An 18,179-nucleotide genomic window follows, 5' to 3' on the forward strand; every position below is an offset into this window, starting at 1 on the left:
TTCAGTCTCCATTCGAAATAATCGTAAACGTACCATTTGCACAAACCACGTCGGCAAATGCGCCCGGATTATGCAAAGAAAATACAATAACCGGAATATCATTTTCGCGTGCCAATGAAATAGCCGATGCATCCATAACACGCAAATCTTTGGCAAGAACTTCCATATAGGTCAGCGAATCATAGCGTTCCGCCGTCGGGTCAACTTTCGGATCGGCGGTGTAAACCCCGTCAACCTGCGTCCCCTTAAGCAACGCGTCGCAGCCCATTTCAACCGCGCGAAGTGCCGCTGCCGTATCGGTTGTAAAGAACGGGTTGCCCGTACCGGCGGCAAAAATCACCACCCGGCCCTTTTCCATATGGCGTACCGCGCGACGGCGGATATAGGGCTCACAAACCGATGACATCGGAATGGCGGACTGCACGCGGGTCTGGACCCCGTGGCGCTCAAGCGCGTTCTGAACCGCAAGGGCATTCATGATGGTGGCCAGCATGCCCATATAATCGGCCGTGGCACGTTCCATGCCCTGGGATGCCCCCTTGACCCCGCGGAAGATGTTCCCCCCGCCAATCACCATGCAAACCTCGGCACCCATGTCATGAACGGCTTTGATTTCGCTTGCGATCCGGTCAACCGTCTCGGGATCAATCCCGTATTGCTGTTTTCCCAGAAGCCCCTCGCCCGAAAGTTTCAGAAGGACGCGACGAAATTTCAGTTGGCCGTTTTCTGCCATGTTGGATTGCCTCTTACTGCCGATATTTCAAACTGTCCCGAAACCCGGTTCAGCAAAATTCAGATATAAAAAGACCGGCGAGTAACAGGGCGATTATGCGCTGCCGACCTCGCCGGTCTGGGATCATACACGAAATGACACACGACGCACCATTTCGATCAGATGTTTATTTCTTCAGCTGCTCAGCAACTTCTGCAGCAAAGTCTTTTTCTTCTTTCTCGATGCCTTCACCGAGTTCGAAGCGGACAAAGCCCTTAAGGGTGATCGGTTTGCCAGCGTCTTTTGCGGCATTTGCGATCACGTCTTTGACTTTGCTTTCGCCGTCAATCACGAAGGTCTGCTCGACCAGAACGACCTGCTCGTAATATTTGCGGATACGGCCATCAATCATCTTTTCGATGATTTCAGCCGGACGGCCCGATTCTTTGGCCTGTTCGGTCAGAACGGCTTTCTCGCGCTCGACCAGTTCCGGATCCAGATCGTCAACCGTGGCCGAAGCCGGGTTGGTTGCTGCAATGTGCATTGCGATCTGTTTGCCAAGGCCTTCAAGAACGCTCGCATCAGCTTCGGATTCGAGTGCAACCAGAACGCCGATCTTGCCGAGGTTCGGCGCAATCGCGGAATGGATGTAGGACGCAACAGCACCCTTCTCGACCGAGATACCAGCCGAACGACGCAGGTTCATGTTTTCGCCGATGGTGGCGATCATGTGGGTAACCTGTTCTTCGACGTTACGCGAAGTACCCGGGAACGGGGTTGCTTTCAGCGCATCGATATCGCCATTGGCCGAAACGGCCTGGTTTGCGATTTCTGCGACGAATTTCTGGAAGTCTTCGTTACGCGAAACGAAGTCGGTTTCGGAGTTGAGTTCGACAACGGCACCGGAAGTACCGTTAACAGCAACACCCACCAGACCTTCGGCGGCAACACGACCGGCTTTCTTGGCAGCAGCAGCAAGACCTTTGGTACGAAGCCAGTCAACGGCAGCTTCAAGGTTACCTTCGGTTTCGGACAGCGCCTTTTTGCAATCCATCATGCCAGCGCCGGTGGTTTCGCGAAGCTCTTTAACCAGAGCAGCGGTAATAGCCATTTTTAAAGCCCCTATTACGCGATCAGTGAACACCTAAAGAAACGGCGGCATGCTAGCCGCCGTTTCATCAGGTACAAAATGAAACTTATGCGGAAGCTGCTTCCTGAGCGGCTTCTTCAACAGCAGCGGCTTCAGCCGGAACTTCTTCGGATTCACCGAGATCCGCGCCAGAAGCAGTCATTTCCTGCTGGATACCATCCAGAACCGCGCCAACGAACAGGTCGCAATAAAGCTGGATCGCACGGATCGCATCGTCGTTGCCCGGGATCGGGTAAGCAACGTTTGCCGGATCCGAGTTGGAGTCCAGAATTGCAACAACCGGAATGTTCAGGTTCTTGGCTTCGTGAACAGCAAGTGCTTCCTTGTTGGTGTCGACCACGACGATGATGTCGGGAAGACCACCCATGTCTTTGATACCGCCAAGCGCGCGCTCAAGCTTGTCGCGCGAACGGGTCAGGTTCAGGATTTCTTTTTTGGTCAGACCTTCTGCACCGGCAGACAGGATCTCGTCCTGTTCTTTCAGGCGTTTGATCGAGTTGGAAACGGTGTTCCAGTTGGTCAGCATGCCGCCGAGCCAGCGATGGTTCACATAGTACTGACCGCAACGCTTCGCAGCTTCCGCGATGACCGGGGATGCCTGACGCTTGGTACCGACGAACAGAACGCGACCACCACCTGCGGTGACGTCACGAACGGCCTGCATCGCACGATGCAGCATCGGAACGGTTTCCTGAAGGTTCAGGATGTGAATGTCATTGCGTGCACCAAAGATGAACTGCTTCATCTTCGGGTTCCAGCGGCGGGTGTGGTGACCAAAGTGGACGCCAGCTTCCATCAGCTGACGCATGGTAAAGGTTGGCAAAGCCATGATAAATTCCTACCTTTTTCCGGTTAATACCTCCGCGGAAGGGAATTTCACGCCAGCTTGCGTGAAACACCGGATGGACGAATTTCTGCATAAAGCATTATTCGCCACGCTCCCGCGTGCGATGTTCGGGGCGGGTTTTAGCCCCCTCCTGCAAAGAATGCAAGCCTTAAAGTACGCTCAAACCGCCGGAAAGTGAACCCGAAGCCCGATCACAATTTCCGCCTGCCCGCGCCAATCAGATTTCCTCGGCCAGTTCGACACCCGGAATGGCCCCGACAGCTCCGATAAGGGACGGCCCGACCTTATAGGTATCTTCAAGCTCGACCTCGGCAATACGGCCGTCGGCACACACCGTCGAAAGACTGACCAGACCACGCCCTTTCCCCGCTTTTTCAAGCAGTTCGCGGATTTCCGCCACCGGATCAGGCCGGTTCAGTCGAATGCGGATACCCTCGGCAGCCCCTGAAACCGCATGCTCAAGGTCTTCGACCTTCTGCCCCTGGATGCGAAGCTGCCCCTCGCGCATTTCGGCTGCCACCACCAGCAATACCGGTCGTCCGGCATTGATGATTTCCTTGTAGGCGGCCCATGCCTCGGCCCAGAACGCGACCTCGAAACTGCCGGTCGGATCGGAAAACATCACAAACGCGAATTTTGATCCGTTTTTCTTGGAAATCATTTCACGCGCATTGATCAGCGTCCCGGCAAGCTTGATTGATCCCTTGTTCTGGGCGCGCATGCGGGCCGGAAGTTCCTTGATCGGCGCAATGCCGATCCGCTGAAGACTTTTGCCAAAGGTATCCAGCGGATGGGCCGAAAGATAAAAACCGATGGCCGAAAATTCCTCGGTCAGTTTTTCCATCGGCACCCAGTCGCGTTCATCGGGCAACCGGATGGCATCCTTGCCAAAGCCGGTATCCTCGCCAAACATAGAAATCTGGTCATTGTTGCGCGCCTGCATTTCGCGCTGGGAAACCGCCATCACGCGGTCGACATGCTCAAACATCACCTTGCGGTTCGTCGTCAGGCAATCAAGTGCCCCTGCCCGCACAAGGTTTTCAAGCAACCGCTTGTTGACCGCCCGGCTATCGATGCGCGATGCGAAATCGGTCAGGTCTTTGAACGGACCATTCGCCTCGCGCTCCGCAACAAGGCTTTCCATCGCGGCATCACCAACGTTACGCACCGCTGCCAGTGCATAACGGATTTTGCGAACCCCATCATAATTTTCGACCGAAAACGCCACTTGCGAATTATTGATGCAGGGCGGCAGGATTTCGATGCCAAGCCGTTCGACTTCCTGCTTGAAAATCGCCAGCTTTTCGGTGTTGTGCATATCAAGCGTCATCAGCGCGGCCATGAACTCGACCGGATAATTCGCCTTAAGATACGCCGTCTGATACGCCACCAACGCATAGGCCGCCGCGTGCGATTTGTTAAAGCCATAGGATGCGAACTTGGCAACCTGATCAAAGATGTCGGATGCCTGCCCGCGCGGCACCCCGTTCTTTTCCGCCCCGTCAACAAACAGCGACCGCTGCTTTTCCATTTCCTCGGCGATCTTTTTACCCATCGCACGCCGCAACAGGTCCGCACCGCCAAGCGAATAGCCCGACATCGTCTGGGCAAGCTGCATGACCTGTTCCTGATAGATCATGATGCCATAGGTTTCTTCGAGGATCGGCTGCAACATCGGGTGCATGTAATCAGGTTCTTCCTGACCATGCTTACGCGCAATGTAATGCGGGATATTATCCATCGGGCCCGGACGATACAGCGCCACCACAGCGATAATATCTTCGATCGTATCGGGCTTCAGCCCACGCAGAACGTCCTGCATGCCCTGCGATTCAAGCTGGAACACACCGACCGTCTCGGCCGCCGAAAGCAGCTTGAACGCCACCCGATCATCAAGGGGAATGGCACTGATATCAAAGCCTTGTGGGACATCTTTGCGAAGCCGCATCAAATTGACGGCCTCGATAATCACCGTCAGGGTTTTCAAACCGAGGAAGTCGAACTTCACCAGACCGGCATTTTCAACATATTTCATGTTGAACTGGGTCACCGGCATATCGGATCGCGGATCACGATAAAGCGGCACAAGTTCATCAAGGTCACGGTCGCCGATCACCACCCCGGCGGCGTGGGTCGACGAGTTACGATAAAGTCCTTCGATCTGCATTGCGATGGACAGCAGCCGGTCAATATCCGGGTCTTCGCGCGCAATCCGACGCAGGTCCGGCTCCATGTCGATGGCTTCCTTAAGCGGGATCGGTTTGGCCGGGTCCCCCGGAATCATCTTGCAGATTTTGTCGACATAGCCATACGGGATGCTCAGAACACGGCCAACGTCACGTACAGCGGCCTTGGCCTGTAATTTACCGAATGTGATGATCTGCGCCACACGGTCATGGCCGTATTTCTGCTGCACATATTCAATCACCTCGCCGCGCCGGTCCTGACAGAAATCGACGTCGAAGTCAGGCATGGATACGCGTTCCGGGTTCAGGAAGCGTTCAAACAGCAACGAAAAATGCAGCGGATCAAGATCGGTAATCAGAAGCGCATAAGCAACAAGCGACCCCGCACCCGAACCACGGCCCGGTCCAACCGGGATTTCATGATCCTTGGCCCACTGGATAAAGTCCGCAACGATCAGGAAGTAACCCGGGAACCCCATCTGATTGATGATGCCAAGCTCGTATTCAAGGCGTTCCCAATAGGGTTTGGCGATTTCTTCCTTCTGCGCATCCGTCATATCTTCGGTAAAGACATATTTCGCAAGGCGGCCTCTAAGACCCTCCTCGGACATATGGCGCAGCTCGTCGACCTCGGTGCGGCCTTCGCCGCAATCAAACGGCGGCAGGATCGGATCAATTTTCTCGACATGCCATGAACACCGCTTGGCAATCGTCAACGTGTTGTCACAGGCCTCGGGAATGTCGGCGAAAAGCTCGCGCATCTCGGCGGCAGTCTTGAACCGGTGCTCCGGTGTCAGGCGCCAACGGTCTTCCTGCCCAACAACCGCACCCTGCCCGATGCAGACAAACACATCGTGGGCTTCATACATTTCCGCCTTGGGGAAAAAGCAGTCATTGGTCGCGACCAGCGGGATATTGTGATCATAGGCCAGCTTGATCAGACCCGGCTCAACCTTTTCCTCGATCGGCTCGCCGTGGCGCTGCAATTCGATATAAAGCCGGTTGCCAAATATCCCCGAAAGCTTGTTCAGGCATTCGGTCGCCGCCTCAAGCTGCCCCTCGGCAATCAACCGTGCCAGCGGCCCGGTCGGCCCGCCAGTCAGGCAGATGATGTCGGAACTGTATTGTTCGATATGATCATAAAGCGCCTTGGGCTCGCTGCCTGCTTCGCTGGTCATGTGTGCCCGCGAAACGATCTTCAGAAGGTTGAAATACCCCCGCTCATTCTTTGCGATCAGAACCAGCTTGTCCGGGTTGGGTTCACGCGAAATCCTGCCAACAACCGGCTGGTCGCCAAACCGTTCAACACCGATCTGCACGCCAAGGATCGGCTGCACGCCCGCCCCGCTCATCACACCGGAAAAATCAAGCGCGCCGAACATATTATCGCTATCGGTCATCGCAACCGCGGGCTGGCCATCCGCCTCGCACATCTTTGCCAGTTCCTTCGTCGTGATGGCACCTTCGGCAAGCGAATAGTTGGTGTGAACACGAAGATGGACGAAACCGTTTTCCATTTCAGAAAACCCCGGAAAAAGAATGGCAAAGGCAGGAAAACCGCCACCCCGGATCACTCCGGGGCGCGGTGCTCTGCTAACTTAAAGAATTTCGACGGATTACGAAAGGGTATCGGGATCAAGTTCGACCAGATGCCCGTCACGCAGGGTCACAACCCGGTCCATCTGGCGCGCCAGTTCCGGGTTATGGGTCGCAATCAGCGACGCCAGACCGGTTTCACGCACCAGCGTCATCAACATCCCGAACACGGTTTCGGCGGTATGCGGGTCAAGGTTGCCGGTCGGCTCGTCGGCAAACAGCACATCGGGTACATTGGCAAGCGCACGCGCAATTGCCACCCGCTGCTGTTCCCCGCCCGAAAGCCGCGCCGGGCGATGTTCAGCCCGTTTTTCAAGACCAAGACAGCGCAGCAGTTCAAGCCCGCGTTCGGTCGCATCCGGCCGTTTCAGGCCATTGATCATCTGCGGGATCACGACGTTTTCAATCGCTGAAAATTCCGGCAGCAGATGATGATACTGATAAACGAAACCGATATGCTTGCGGCGCATCTCGGTGCGCGCCAGATCGGAAAGGTCCGTGCTGCGTTTCCCGCCAATCGAAACCATGCCACGATCAGGCTTCTCAAGCAGGCCCGCAATCTGAAGCAGGGTCGATTTACCCGCCCCCGATGGCCCGACAAGGGCGACGATCTCGCCCTGATGGATTTCAAGATCAACGGATTTCAGGATTTCAAGCTGATCGGGGCCCTGATTGAAGACGCGATCAATCTTTTCAAGCCGCAGGACGACTTTCTGTGCACGTTCCTGCGCGGTTTTCTTGACCATATCACTCATAACGCAGCGCCTCCACCGGATCGAGGCGCGATGCACGCCATGCCGGATAAACCGTCGCCAGGAACGACAGGGTCAGGGACATCACACAGACCAGAACCACCTCGCTGACGTCCATGTCAGCCGGAAGCTGCGACAGGAAATAGATTTCCGCATTAAACAGGTCCGCCCCGGTCAGGCTCTGGATGAACTGGCGGATATTTTCGATATTCAGGCAGAACAGAACGCCAAGGATCAGCCCGCTTAACGTACCGACAACCCCGATGGATGCCCCGGCCAGGAAGAAGATGCGCATCACCGATGACCGTGTGGCCCCCATCGTGCGCAGGATCGCGATATCGCGGCCCTTGTCCTTCACCAGCATCACCATGCCCGAAATGATATTGAATGCCGCCACCAGAATAATCAGCGTCAGGATCAGGAACATCACATTACGTTCAACCTGTAACGCATTGAAAAAGCTTGAATTTGATTGCTGCCAATTCACCAGCCGCAGATGTTCCCCCGACAGGTTCGACAGCAGATCATTCATGCTCGACGACAGACGCGACGGGTCTTCAAGCATCACTTCAAAATGGCTGATCTTTTCCGGCAGGCGGAAATAAATCTGGGCGGCATCCAGCGGCATGAAGATAAAGCCGCTGTCATATTCATACATGCCGATATCAAACAGCCCGACAACCTTATAGGCCCGCACACGCGGCACGGAGCCGAACGCCGTCACATTGCCCTTGGGCGAGATCAGATTGACATTGTCACCTACCCCGACGCCAAGCTTCATGGCAAGGCGTGCACCCATGATCACGGTATCCTCGCCCTTGAAATCGTCCAGCGATCCAAAAACAATATTGTCCGCAATCGTCGGACGTTTGGCGAGGTCAGCCGCCCGCACACCGCGCACGATGGCACCGGATGCGCGGCCATTGTTCGATGCCATCACCTGCCCCTCGACCACCGGGGTCACAAGCGTGACATTGCCGGTTTCCGCGATCTTCTTTTCAATCGCATCATAATTGGGCAGACCATCCGGACTTTGCGCATAAACCGATATATGCCCGTTCAGTCCCAGAATACGTCCAAGCAATTCGGCCCGGAACCCGTTCATGACCGACATGACGATAATCAGGGTCGCAACGCCCAGCATGATGCCAAGCAGCGAAAAGATGGCGATGACGGAAACAAAGCCTTCTTGCCGACGGGGACGCAGGTAGCGGAAAGCCACCAGACGTTCGAACGGACTGAACATGCGCAAATGATCCTCGTGGAAGCGTATGGAAGCGTATCGGAAAGAATTCCGGAAATCAGGACGGGGCAGCCAAGGCTGCCCCGTTTGCAAAATCGTTATCAGGCGCCGATCTGGTTAAGTGCGGCTTCAAGCGTGACTTCTATCCGCTCGCCGGATTTGCGGTTTTTAAGCTCGACCACACCGGCTTTAAGGCCTTTCGGGCCAATCACGATCTGCCAAGGCAGACCGATCAGGTCCATATCGGCAAATTTGCCGCCCGCACGGATGTCGCGGTCATCATAAAGCACTTCGATCCCGGCGTTATGCAGCTTGGCATAAACGTCTTCGCAGGCCGCGTCACATTCATCATCACCCGTGCGCAGGTTGATCAGGCCAACCTTGTAGGGCGCAACCGATTCCGGCCAGATGATGCCGTTCTCGTCGTGCGATGCCTCGATCAATGCGCCGACAAGGCGCGAAACGCCAATGCCGTATGATCCCATCTGGACCGGCACTTCCTTGCCGTCCGGGCCAAGGATGGTGGCCCCCATCGGCTCGGAATATTTCGCACCGAAATGGAAGATATGGCCGACTTCGATCCCGCGCGTCGCGATCATGTCGTCACCGGAAATCGGGCTATTGGCCGGATCATGCTTGTCTTCGGTCGCCGCGTAATCTTCAAGCGTCGTCTGGACCCAGTTTTCAAGCCCGGTACGATCGTTCAGATCAACACCCCTGCCCGTCAGGTCCTTGTCCAGCCACTTCTTGTCGCAGAACACTTCGCTTTCGCCGGTTTCCGCCAGAATGATGAATTCATGGCTAAGATCGCCGCCAATCGGGCCGGTATCGGCCACCATCGGGATCGCCTTCACGCCAAGTCGGGTAAAGGTCCGGCAATAGGCCAGAAACATCTTGTTATAGGCGTGCCGCGAACTTTCGTAATCGACATCGAACGAATACGCATCCTTCATCAGGAATTCGCGGCCGCGCATCACGCCAAAGCGCGGGCGGATCTCGTCGCGGAATTTCCACTGAATATGATACAGCATCTGCGGAAGCTGCTTATAGGACCGGACATCCTTGCGGAAGATATCGGTGATCACTTCCTCGTTGGTCGGACCAAACAGCATTTTGCGGTCATGACGGTCGGTGATGCGCAGCATTTCAAGGCCGTAATCCTCGTACCGTCCGCTTTCCTGCCAAAGTTCGGCTGGCTGAATGGTCGGCATCAGCACTTCGTTGCAGCCAATCGCGTCCTGCTCTTCGCGCACGATCTGTTCGATCTTTTTAAGCACGCGATAGCCAAGCGGCAGCCAGGAATAAATCCCCGCCGAAAGCTGGCGCACCATACCGGCACGCAGCATCAGTCGATGGGAAGCGATCTGTGCTTCTGCCGGTGTTTCCTTGAGGGTCGGCAGAAAGAACTGGGAAAGACGCATCAATGCCTCGTGATGATCAAAGCTGAAAAATATCAGGTATACAAAAGACCTTGCCCGGAAAATGCGACAGCACAGCCCGAAACGCAAGCCGGAACTTGCTTTATATCGGCAAGACGTGATCTAGCGCCCAATCGTGGCAGGTTTGCGAAAACACACGGGCTTTTTCAGGTACAACCTTAACGGAACCCTGCCGCCCGGCATGCCGCCGCCAGTTCATCCTGTCCCGCCTCGTTGCCAAGCGGCGTATCGTTGAAATAAACCCGCCCGTTGCGATAGGTGATCTTGCCGATATTGGACTCGCCGCTGATCCCGTCCGGCACCGAAATCCCCGCATATTCAAAGAAATCAATCGTCACTGGAAATTCGATTTCCTTGGGCAGCGAATTCAGTATCTGGTTGCCGCCATCCAGATCGGCCGGGGCGACCTTGCGGCCATAAACATCGACACCGGGTTTATAGGCCACGTCGTCATCTGGCACATGGCTGACCAGTTCCCGACAGGCCGACCGCGTGACCGTGATGGTGGGCTTCGCCTTCTCAGCACTCGCAGCACCTGCCCCGTCCGATGCGGCATTTTCACCCGCCGCCGGCCCCGGCAAGGGGGAGTCGCTTTGTGCCCAAACGCCCCCCGCACCGGTCATGATCACGCCAGCAACAAACATCGAAACCATGAAATTCACAGGATAAATCCCGATTTTCATAGAGCGGGTCGTTACAAAATCCTTCATATCGCCGGTCCATCCTATTTATGTGCGATGCAACATCGAATCATCTGTGAATTTTGGTCAAAACATCTTGCACAAAAGTGAAATATGTGGCTTTTTGATCCTCCGCTAACGGCGCAAGATCGTTGCGGGAGATGTATCGCAGCCGCTCATAAAATTGCGGGAGGCTTTGTTGCCAATAAGCATACAAGAAGCAGGCGCGACGTCGAAATAAAACCTGTGCCAAGTGCCCAGGTCTTAGGAGGAAGCAAAAAAAGATTACGGGAAAACAGCTATAAAAATAGCATCTTAGCAAGATCCTTGTGATCTTGCTTTTTTTTTGGCTTCTTCCCGATTGGTGCGTTTTCCGCCTCCCTTCCCCGATCTTTTTGCAGCCCTGCAAACAAAAACCCCGCAACAAATGTGCGGGGTTTGTTTTTGAATGTGGCCACCCGATCATTGCGGCGGCCGGACTTCGATCATGCCGCTCGTAATCACGAAATACGCCACCACCCACAAAATTGCCGAAATCAGGCTGGTCGCCAGAACCTTCTTCCACATATGCGGTTTCTGCGGCGCGCCACTATCATGGCCGGGCTGAACATTTTCCTCGCGCTTCACGCCAACCGGCAACACCATGAACAGCACCAGCCACCAGATCACGATGTAAACAAGGATCGCGGAAAACCAGTTCATGCTGCACTCTTTTCTTGGTTGCGGGAAGAAGGGCCGATATGGAGAGAAACAAACTTAAACCTGTTCAAGTTCAACAAGCGTCCCATTGAAATCCTTGGGATGCAGGAACAGAACCGGCTTGCCATGCGCACCGGTTTTGGGCTCCCCCGTGCCCAGCACGCGCGCGCCATTTTTCAAAAGCTGATCGCGCGCCGCCAGAATATCCTCAACCTCATAGCAGACATGGTGAATGCCGCCCGATGTGTTCTTGTCAAGGAACCCCTGAATTGGTGATCCCTCGCCCAGTGGATAAAGCAATTCGATCTTTGTGTTGGGCAGTTCGACAAATACCACAGTCACCCCATGATCAGGCTCGTCCTGCGGGTCGGAAACCTTCGCACCCAGCACATCACGATAAAGCCGGATACCTTCCTCAAGGTCCGGCACCGCAATCGCCACATGGTTCAGCCGTCCAATCATGTTCTACTCCTGCAATGTGATCTGCCCGATCACCGCCAATCTAGGACGCGCACAATACCAAAGACAACTGCCCTTTTGGTCGTACGCGCCTTCCCGGATTGGCTAGTTCTTCTCGTTGACGCGAACCAGATGCACCTCAATCAGTGGCCGCTTGCCCAGCCGCTGGCGCACCGGGCGGCGCAATGCCTGCCGGATCGCAAGGATCACCGCGGCATCGTCCAGCACCTCGTCATCGTCAAGCTGATCGACCCGGTTGCCGATCTCGGCGGCAAAATGATCAAGGCGGACATCATCGCCGTCCTCGTCAAACAGGCTCGGTGCCGTGATCATCGGCTCGCCGACCATTTCACCAAACTGGTTCAGCACCACGGTCACAAACATCACACCGTTCCAGACGATGCGATTGCGGTTGCGGATGGTATCGGAATCCCGTTTAAGCAACCGCCCGCCATCAAGGCAAAGCACCCCGCTTTCGGCAACGCCAATCACATGCGCACTGCCCGGCGACAGGCGAATGACCGTGCCATCATGCGGGATCACCTGCTCAGGGATCTGGCATTCCGCACCAAGGGCAGCCTGTTCGCACAGATGGCGGGTTTCGCCGTGCACCGGCACAAGAATTTTGGGCCGGGTCAACTGATACATCCGCGCCAGATCCTGCCTGCCCGGATGGCCCGAAACATGGATAGGTTCATCACGCGCCGTAATCACGCGGATACCGCGCCGGATTAGAAGGTTCTGGATATAGCCGATGGATTTTTCATTGCCCGGAATTTCACGCGCCGAAAATACAACCGTATCACCCGGATCAAGCTGCACGGTCGGATGATCGCCCTTGGCAATGCGCGACATTGCCGCACGCGGTTCGCCCTGCGACCCGGTACAGATCAGCAATACCTGATCCTTGGGGACCTCCATGGCGTCTTCATCGGTCAAAAGGTTCGGATAGGATGTCAGATAGCCAACCGCCCGCGCAGCTTCGGTCACACGGTTCAATGACCGCCCGGCAAGCCCGACACAGCGGTTGTTTTCATGTGCTGCTTCAACAATCGACTGCAACCGCGCGACATTCGTCGCAAAACACGCAACCGCAATCCGGCCCTGCGGCGTTTCGGCAAACAGTTTCGACAGGTTCTTGGCAACATCGCCTTCCGATCCGGTTTTACCCTCGGAAAAAACGTTGGTTGAATCACAAATCAGCGCCATGACCCCTTCATCGCCAAGCGCCTCAAGCTTCTTGACGTCGGATGCCTCGCCAATCTGCGGCTCGGGGTCAAATTTCCAGTCGCCGGTATGCACCACAAGCCCCTTGGGGGTGCGGATCGCAAGCGCGTTGGGTTCCAGGATCGAATGGGTCATTGTGACGAATTCGATATCAAACGGCCCTTTTTTGAACCGTCCGCCAAGCTCGATCACATGGATCGGCACCTGATCGGCAAAATCGGTTTCCGCCAGTTTGGCCTTAAGGAATTCGGCGGCAAACGGGGTGGCATAGATCGGGCATTTCAGTCGCGGCCAAAGATATGGCACCGCGCCAAGGTGATCCTCATGCGCATGCGTCAGAACAAGGCCAAGAAGTTTGTCTTTGCGTTCCTCGATAAAGGACGGATCGGGCATGACAACATCGACACCGGGCAATCCTTCCTCGCCAAAGGACACGCCCATATCGACCATCAGCCACTGATCGTCATATCCGTACAAATTGAGGTTCATGCCAATTTCGCCAGATCCTCCCAGCGGCACAAACAGCAATTCGTCTTTCGGCAAATACAAATCCACGGATGATCACCCTTGTCTTTCAGCGGTGAGAAACACGATCACGGGGCGCACCCGCGTCACTTCACAGTCATTGTCGGTTAACAGTCTAGTTCGATTTTTCGCTGTTGCGGCGATAAATCATCAAAAGCCCCAGCATCGTCAGATCACCATGCAGATGTTCGATCTCGTCAACCGCCTTGGTAAACAGCGGTGCCAGCCCGCCGGTCGCGACAACTTTCATGTTATCAACGCCCTGCTGCTTGCGAATGCGCGCCAGAAGCCCTTCGATCATCGCGACATAGCCCCAATAAACCCCGGACTGCATCGCTTCAATCGTGTTTTTGCCAATCACGTTGCGCGGTGCCTCAATTGCGACCATCGGCAACTGGGCGGCCGCCATATGGAGCGCCTTGATCGAAAGGTTCACGCCCGGCGCAATCACACCGCCAAGGTAATTGCCTTCTTCATCGATCACGTCAAACGTGGTTGCCGTCCCGAAATCAAGCACCACAAGCGGCCCGCCAAAAAGCTTGTGGGCCGCAACCGCATTGACCAGCCGGTCGGCACCGACCTCGCTTGGGCGATCCATGATGATCTTCATATCCAGATCAACCGCCGGATCGCCGACCACCATCGGCTCGACATTGAAATAACGCCGGCACAGGGTTTTAAGGCTGAATTCGGCCGCCGGAACCACGGTCGCGATGATCGCGCCCGTAATCGCATCCTTGGGCACATCCGACAGGGTAAACAGATGATGCAGCCATACGCCAAGTTCATCCGCCGTGCGCTCAACCGTCGTTGAGCAGCGCCACTGCCCCTTGATCGTATCGCCGTCAAACACCGCGAAAACGATGTTGGTATTCCCGGCATCAATCGCCAGCAACATGATGTTTCGTCTCCCCGTTATCGTCCCGTGTTTATTTATGCTTTAAAGAACACTTCGCCAGCCCCGACGCGATGCTCGGTTCCGCCTGCTTCTCTTAGAACAAGCGATCCATCATCATCAAGCCCGACAAACGTTCCCTCAAGCGTTCTTTCGGTCAGACGCGCAATCACCGGCTCACCCATACCGTATGCACGTGTCAGCCACGCCTCGCGCACCGGGGCAAACCCCTGCGTTTCCCAGACCGGCAGCCAGCTTGCCACCCGCGCGACATAGGCCGAAAGAAGTTCCCCCACCGATACCGGCGCGCCAAGGGCTGAAAGCGACGTCGCCGGACGTTCGGCATCATCGGGATAAAATGCAACATTCACACCGGCACCGATCACCAGATAATCGGTTTCCGAACCGTTGTTCGATGCACTTTCCAGAAGAATACCCGAAATCTTGCGCCCATTGACCATCAGGTCATTGGGCCATTTGCAATCCGGTCTGATCCGGTTGCCACTGACCAGCTCAATCGCCTCGGCCATTGCGACCGCAATCAGGAATGTCAGTTTGGCTGCTTCAAAAAGCGGACAATCAGGACGCAGCAAAAGGGAAGAATAAAGATTGCCAACCGGGGATGACCATGCGCGGCCGCGCCGTCCCCTGCCCGATGTCTGTTGGCGGGCCCAAATAAGGGCGCCACTATGGGCGCCCTCATCAGCAAGGCGTTTCGCCTCTTCATTGGTGCTGTCGATCACTTCCAGTTCATGAAGGTAAAAACCTTCCGGAAGCCGGATCGTCGGCTTGGTCATCCTTACTGCCCGAGCAAGGCCGTCGCGGCAACGCCGGCACTATCCATCAACGGGTTCGGGAAGAAAACGAAAGCCAGAAGAATGACCGTCGCAACCGCCATGATCACATTCATCTCGGTGCCGTTCTTGTCGAACGCTTCGACCGGCTCGTCGAAATACATCACCTTGATGATCCGCAGATAGTAATAGGCACTGACGACCGAGGTCACCAGACCGATCACCGCCAGCGTCACAAGACCGGCATCAACCGCTGCCTTGAACACGTAAAACTTGCCAAAGAACCCTGCAAGCGGCGGAATACCGGCCATCGAGAACATCAGGATCGCGGTAACGGCAGCCATCAGCGGCTTGGTTTTGGCCAGACCGGCAAGATCGGTGATTTCCTCGACCATGCGGTCATTGCGACGCATCGAGAGGATCACGGCAAAGGTACCAAGGTTCATGACAAGGTAGATACCCAGATAAACCAGAATCCCCTGCACACCTTCGGACGTTCCCGCAGCCAGACCGACCAGTGCGAAACCGACGTGACCGATGGATGAATAGGCCATCAGACGTTTGATATTGTCCTGACGGAGCGCCGCGAACGACCCCCATGCCATCGACAGGATCGACACCAGAACGATGATCTGCTGCCAGTCTTCGACAACACCGGCAAACGGGCCAACCGCAACACGAACGAACAGTGCCAGACCGGCAATCTTCGGCGCGACGGCAAAGAACGCCGTCACCGGGGTCGGTGCACCTTCATAGACGTCCGGGGTCCACATATGGAACGGAACCGCGGAAACCTTGAAGCACAGACCGGCAAACATGAAGGCCAGACCAACCAGCGTCCCGACCGAAAGGCCGCCTGCACTGATCACATCGCCAAGAACGGCAAAGTTGGTCGAACCGGTAAAGCCATAGACCATCGACATGCCATACAGCAGCATGCCCGACGCAATCGACCCCAGAACGAAGTATTTCAGGCCCGATTCCGTGGCGCGAACCGTGTCGCGGCGGATCGCTGCGATCACGTAAAGTGCCAGCGACTGAAGCTCAAGGCCAAGATACAGTGACAGCATGTCGGTCGCCGATACCATCGCCATCATGCCAAGTGTGGCAAGCAGGATCAGGATCGGGAATTCGAACCGGGACATGTTTTCGCGTTCGGCATAATTCATTGCCATCACGATACCAATCGACGAACCGATCAGGATCATGACCTTGGTGAATTTGGCAAAGGCATCGGCCGTGAACTGGCCATAGAACGCCACCCCGCCGTCACCTAGAACCACCAGCACGAGGGCGACGATCTGGGCTGCAACCGCAAGCCACGAAACGGTGCGGAATGCCTTGTCCTTGCCGGCGAAAACGCCAAGCATCAGAAGGGCCAGGGCCGAAACGGCCATAAAGATTTCGGGCAATGCCGCCCCGAGGTTGAGCATAGAAACTCCCATGTTCATTCCCCTCAATTCGCCGCCAGCTGCGCAGCCTGAGCTGCGGCAGCCTGCGCCGTTTCGACCTGGTTGACGAGGTGTTCAACCGAAACATGCATGATGTCGAGGAAGGAGACCGGATAGACCCCCATCCACAGAACGATGATCACCAGCGGTGCGAAGATCAGCCATTCACGCGGGCTCATATCAAGGATCGACTTAAGGTTTTCCTTGGTAAGGGCCCCGAACACGATGCGGCGATAAAGATACAGCGCATAAGCCGCACCAAGGATCAGACCGGTCGCGGCAAAGAATGCCACCCAGGTATTGGCTTCGAACGCGCCCAGCAATGCCAGGATTTCGCCAACGAAACCACCCGTCCCCGGAAGACCGACAGACGCCATCGTAAAGAACATGAAGATGACGGCATAACCCGGCATACGGTGCACAAGACCGCCATAGGCATCGATCTCGCGGGTATGCATGCGGTCATAAACCACACCAACACACAGGAACAATGCACCGGAAACCACACCGTGGCTCAACATCTGGAAGATCGAACCTTCGATACCATGCTGGTTAAAGGTGAACGCACCGATCGTGACGATACCCATATGGGCAACCGACGAATAGGCAATCAGCTTTTTCATGTCCTGCTGTGCAAGCGCGACCAGCGACGTATAGATGATCGCCACAATCGACAGCGTGAACACCAGCGGGGCAAAGGTTTCGGACGCCAGCGGCATCATCGGCAACGAGAACCGAAGGAAACCGTAACCACCCATTTTCAGAAGAACACCCGCCAGGATCACCGAACCGGCGGTCGGTGCCTCAACGTGGGCATCGGGCAACCATGTATGAACCGGCCACATCGGTACCTTGACGGCAAAGGATGCAAAGAACGCCAGCCACAGCCAAAGCTGCATATTATAGCTAAACCCGTGCGCCATCAGTGTCGGGATGTCGGTGGTGCCCGCTTCGAAATACATCGCAAGCAGCGCCACCAGCATCAGAACGGAACCCAGCAGCGTGTAAAGGAACAGCTTGAAGGCTGCATAAACACGACGCTGACCGCCCCATACACCGATGATGATGAACATCGGGATCAGAACGCCTTCGAAGAACAGGTAGAACAGCAGACCGTCAAGCGCGCTGAACATACCGACCATCATCGTTTCCAGGATCAGGAACGCGATCATGTATTCCTTCACGCGTTTCTGGATCGCTTCCCAAGCCGACAGAATGCAGATCGGCGTCAGGAAGGTCGCCAGAAGGACGAACAGCATCGAAATGCCATCCACGCCCATGTGATAGGAAATGTTCAGGCCCGGCATCCAGTCGGCTTTTTCAACGAACTGGAAATCGGCCGTGGTGCTATCGAAATTCACCCACAGCATCAGCGATGCCACAAAGGTGAAACCCGACGTCCACAAAGCAACCCATCGGGAGTTGCGGGCGACATTCGCCTCTTCCCCGCGGATCAGCAGCACGAACAGTGCGCCGATCAACGGTAAAAAGGTGACGATCGAAAGAATTGGATAATCGCTCATC

At 55.6% G+C, this 18,179-nt stretch carries 15 protein-coding genes; all 15 read right to left on the reverse strand.

Annotation, left to right across the window (positions count from 1 at the left end; all coding sequences use genetic code 11):
- Nucleotide 1: 1 nt before the first annotated feature.
- The 15 genes from pyrH to TH5_RS05340 all read right to left on the reverse strand — a co-directional run bounded on the left by pyrH (nt 2) and on the right by TH5_RS05340 (nt 18,178).
- Complete coding sequence (gene pyrH, locus TH5_RS05265) at nt 2-733, reverse strand: UMP kinase (protein ID WP_062948600.1); 732 nt, start codon at nt 731-733, stop codon at nt 2-4.
- Nucleotides 734-899: 166 nt separating this feature from the next.
- Nucleotides 900-1,823, reverse strand: coding sequence for a translation elongation factor Ts (tsf, locus tag TH5_RS05270; protein ID WP_062948598.1), 924 nt, complete (start codon nt 1,821-1,823; stop codon nt 900-902).
- Nucleotides 1,824-1,908: 85 nt separating this feature from the next.
- The gene (gene rpsB / locus TH5_RS05275; RefSeq protein WP_062948597.1) at nt 1,909-2,691 is read right to left on the reverse strand and encodes a 30S ribosomal protein S2; all 783 of its coding nucleotides are present in this window, start codon (nt 2,689-2,691) and stop codon (nt 1,909-1,911) included.
- 235 nt (nt 2,692-2,926) lie between these two features.
- Nucleotides 2,927-6,412 (reverse strand): DNA polymerase III subunit alpha, encoded by a 3,486-nt coding sequence (gene dnaE, locus TH5_RS05285; RefSeq protein WP_114121060.1) that lies wholly within the window; start codon nt 6,410-6,412, stop codon nt 2,927-2,929.
- Nucleotides 6,413-6,511: 99 nt separating this feature from the next.
- Entirely contained in the window at nt 6,512-7,246 is a 735-nt protein-coding gene (locus TH5_RS05290; RefSeq protein WP_062948593.1) for an ABC transporter ATP-binding protein, read from the reverse strand.
- Nucleotides 7,239-8,489, reverse strand: a complete 1,251-nt coding sequence (locus tag TH5_RS05295; RefSeq protein ID WP_114120990.1) for a lipoprotein-releasing ABC transporter permease subunit — start codon at nt 8,487-8,489, stop codon at nt 7,239-7,241. Before TH5_RS05295 ends, TH5_RS05290 begins: the two co-directional genes overlap by 8 nt.
- A 98-nt stretch (nt 8,490-8,587) precedes the next feature.
- Nucleotides 8,588-9,907, reverse strand: a complete 1,320-nt coding sequence (gene proS, locus TH5_RS05300; protein ID WP_114120991.1) for a proline--tRNA ligase — start codon at nt 9,905-9,907, stop codon at nt 8,588-8,590.
- A gap of 176 nt (nt 9,908-10,083) precedes the next feature.
- Nucleotides 10,084-10,635, reverse strand: coding sequence for a hypothetical protein (locus TH5_RS05305; protein ID WP_244204821.1), 552 nt, complete (start codon nt 10,633-10,635; stop codon nt 10,084-10,086).
- Between the two features lie 432 nt (nt 10,636-11,067).
- Nucleotides 11,068-11,307, reverse strand: a complete 240-nt coding sequence (locus TH5_RS05310; RefSeq protein ID WP_062948587.1) for a DUF1467 family protein — start codon at nt 11,305-11,307, stop codon at nt 11,068-11,070.
- A 54-nt stretch (nt 11,308-11,361) separates the two neighbouring features.
- On the reverse strand, nt 11,362-11,766 hold the full coding sequence (mce, locus tag TH5_RS05315; RefSeq protein ID WP_062961463.1) for a methylmalonyl-CoA epimerase: 405 nt from the start codon (nt 11,764-11,766) through the stop codon (nt 11,362-11,364).
- A gap of 102 nt (nt 11,767-11,868) precedes the next feature.
- Complete coding sequence (locus TH5_RS05320) at nt 11,869-13,545, reverse strand: ribonuclease J (RefSeq protein WP_208638403.1); 1,677 nt, start codon at nt 13,543-13,545, stop codon at nt 11,869-11,871.
- An 85-nt stretch (nt 13,546-13,630) separates the two neighbouring features.
- Nucleotides 13,631-14,413, reverse strand: a complete 783-nt coding sequence (locus TH5_RS05325) for a type III pantothenate kinase (protein WP_085643374.1) — start codon at nt 14,411-14,413, stop codon at nt 13,631-13,633.
- Nucleotides 14,414-14,448: 35 nt separating this feature from the next.
- Complete coding sequence (locus TH5_RS05330; RefSeq protein WP_114120993.1) at nt 14,449-15,207, reverse strand: biotin--[acetyl-CoA-carboxylase] ligase; 759 nt, start codon at nt 15,205-15,207, stop codon at nt 14,449-14,451.
- Between the two features lie 2 nt (nt 15,208-15,209).
- Nucleotides 15,210-16,649: an NADH-quinone oxidoreductase subunit NuoN gene (gene nuoN, locus TH5_RS05335; RefSeq protein ID WP_114120994.1), complete on the reverse strand. Its 1,440-nt coding sequence runs from the start codon at nt 16,647-16,649 to the stop codon at nt 15,210-15,212.
- Between the two features lie 11 nt (nt 16,650-16,660).
- Nucleotides 16,661-18,178, reverse strand: a complete 1,518-nt coding sequence (locus tag TH5_RS05340) for an NADH-quinone oxidoreductase subunit M (RefSeq protein ID WP_114120995.1) — start codon at nt 18,176-18,178, stop codon at nt 16,661-16,663.
- Between the last annotated feature and the right edge of the window lies 1 nt (nt 18,179).

Origin of the sequence: Thalassospira xianhensis MCCC 1A02616, from assembly GCF_003326475.1 — a bacterium.
Lineage (GTDB): Bacteria > Pseudomonadota > Alphaproteobacteria > Rhodospirillales > Thalassospiraceae > Thalassospira > Thalassospira xianhensis.

Bases quoted from the DNA above. Each gene is read 5' to 3' on its own strand.
- pyrH (WP_062948600.1), bottom strand. From the start codon at position 733: ATGGCAGAAAACGGCCAACTGAAATTTCGTCGCGTCCTTCTGAAACTT.
- tsf (WP_062948598.1), bottom strand. From the start codon at position 1,823: ATGGCTATTACCGCTGCTCTGGTTAAAGAGCTTCGCGAAACCACCGGC.
- rpsB (WP_062948597.1), bottom strand. From the start codon at position 2,691: ATGGCTTTGCCAACCTTTACCATGCGTCAGCTGATGGAAGCTGGCGTC.
- dnaE (WP_114121060.1), bottom strand. From the start codon at position 6,412: ATGGAAAACGGTTTCGTCCATCTTCGTGTTCACACCAACTATTCGCTT.
- TH5_RS05290 (WP_062948593.1), bottom strand. From the start codon at position 7,246: ATGAGTGATATGGTCAAGAAAACCGCGCAGGAACGTGCACAGAAAGTC.
- TH5_RS05295 (WP_114120990.1), bottom strand. From the start codon at position 8,489: ATGTTCAGTCCGTTCGAACGTCTGGTGGCTTTCCGCTACCTGCGTCCC.
- proS (WP_114120991.1), bottom strand. From the start codon at position 9,907: ATGCGTCTTTCCCAGTTCTTTCTGCCGACCCTCAAGGAAACACCGGCA.
- TH5_RS05305 (WP_244204821.1), bottom strand. From the start codon at position 10,635: ATGAAGGATTTTGTAACGACCCGCTCTATGAAAATCGGGATTTATCCT.
- TH5_RS05310 (WP_062948587.1), bottom strand. From the start codon at position 11,307: ATGAACTGGTTTTCCGCGATCCTTGTTTACATCGTGATCTGGTGGCTG.
- mce (WP_062961463.1), bottom strand. From the start codon at position 11,766: ATGATTGGACGGCTGAACCATGTGGCGATTGCGGTGCCGGACCTTGAG.
- TH5_RS05325 (WP_085643374.1), bottom strand. From the start codon at position 14,413: ATGTTGCTGGCGATTGATGCCGGGAATACCAACATCGTTTTCGCGGTG.
- TH5_RS05330 (WP_114120993.1), bottom strand. From the start codon at position 15,207: ATGACCAAGCCGACGATCCGGCTTCCGGAAGGTTTTTACCTTCATGAA.
- nuoN (WP_114120994.1), bottom strand. From the start codon at position 16,649: ATGGGAGTTTCTATGCTCAACCTCGGGGCGGCATTGCCCGAAATCTTT.
- TH5_RS05340 (WP_114120995.1), bottom strand. From the start codon at position 18,178: ATGAGCGATTATCCAATTCTTTCGATCGTCACCTTTTTACCGTTGATC.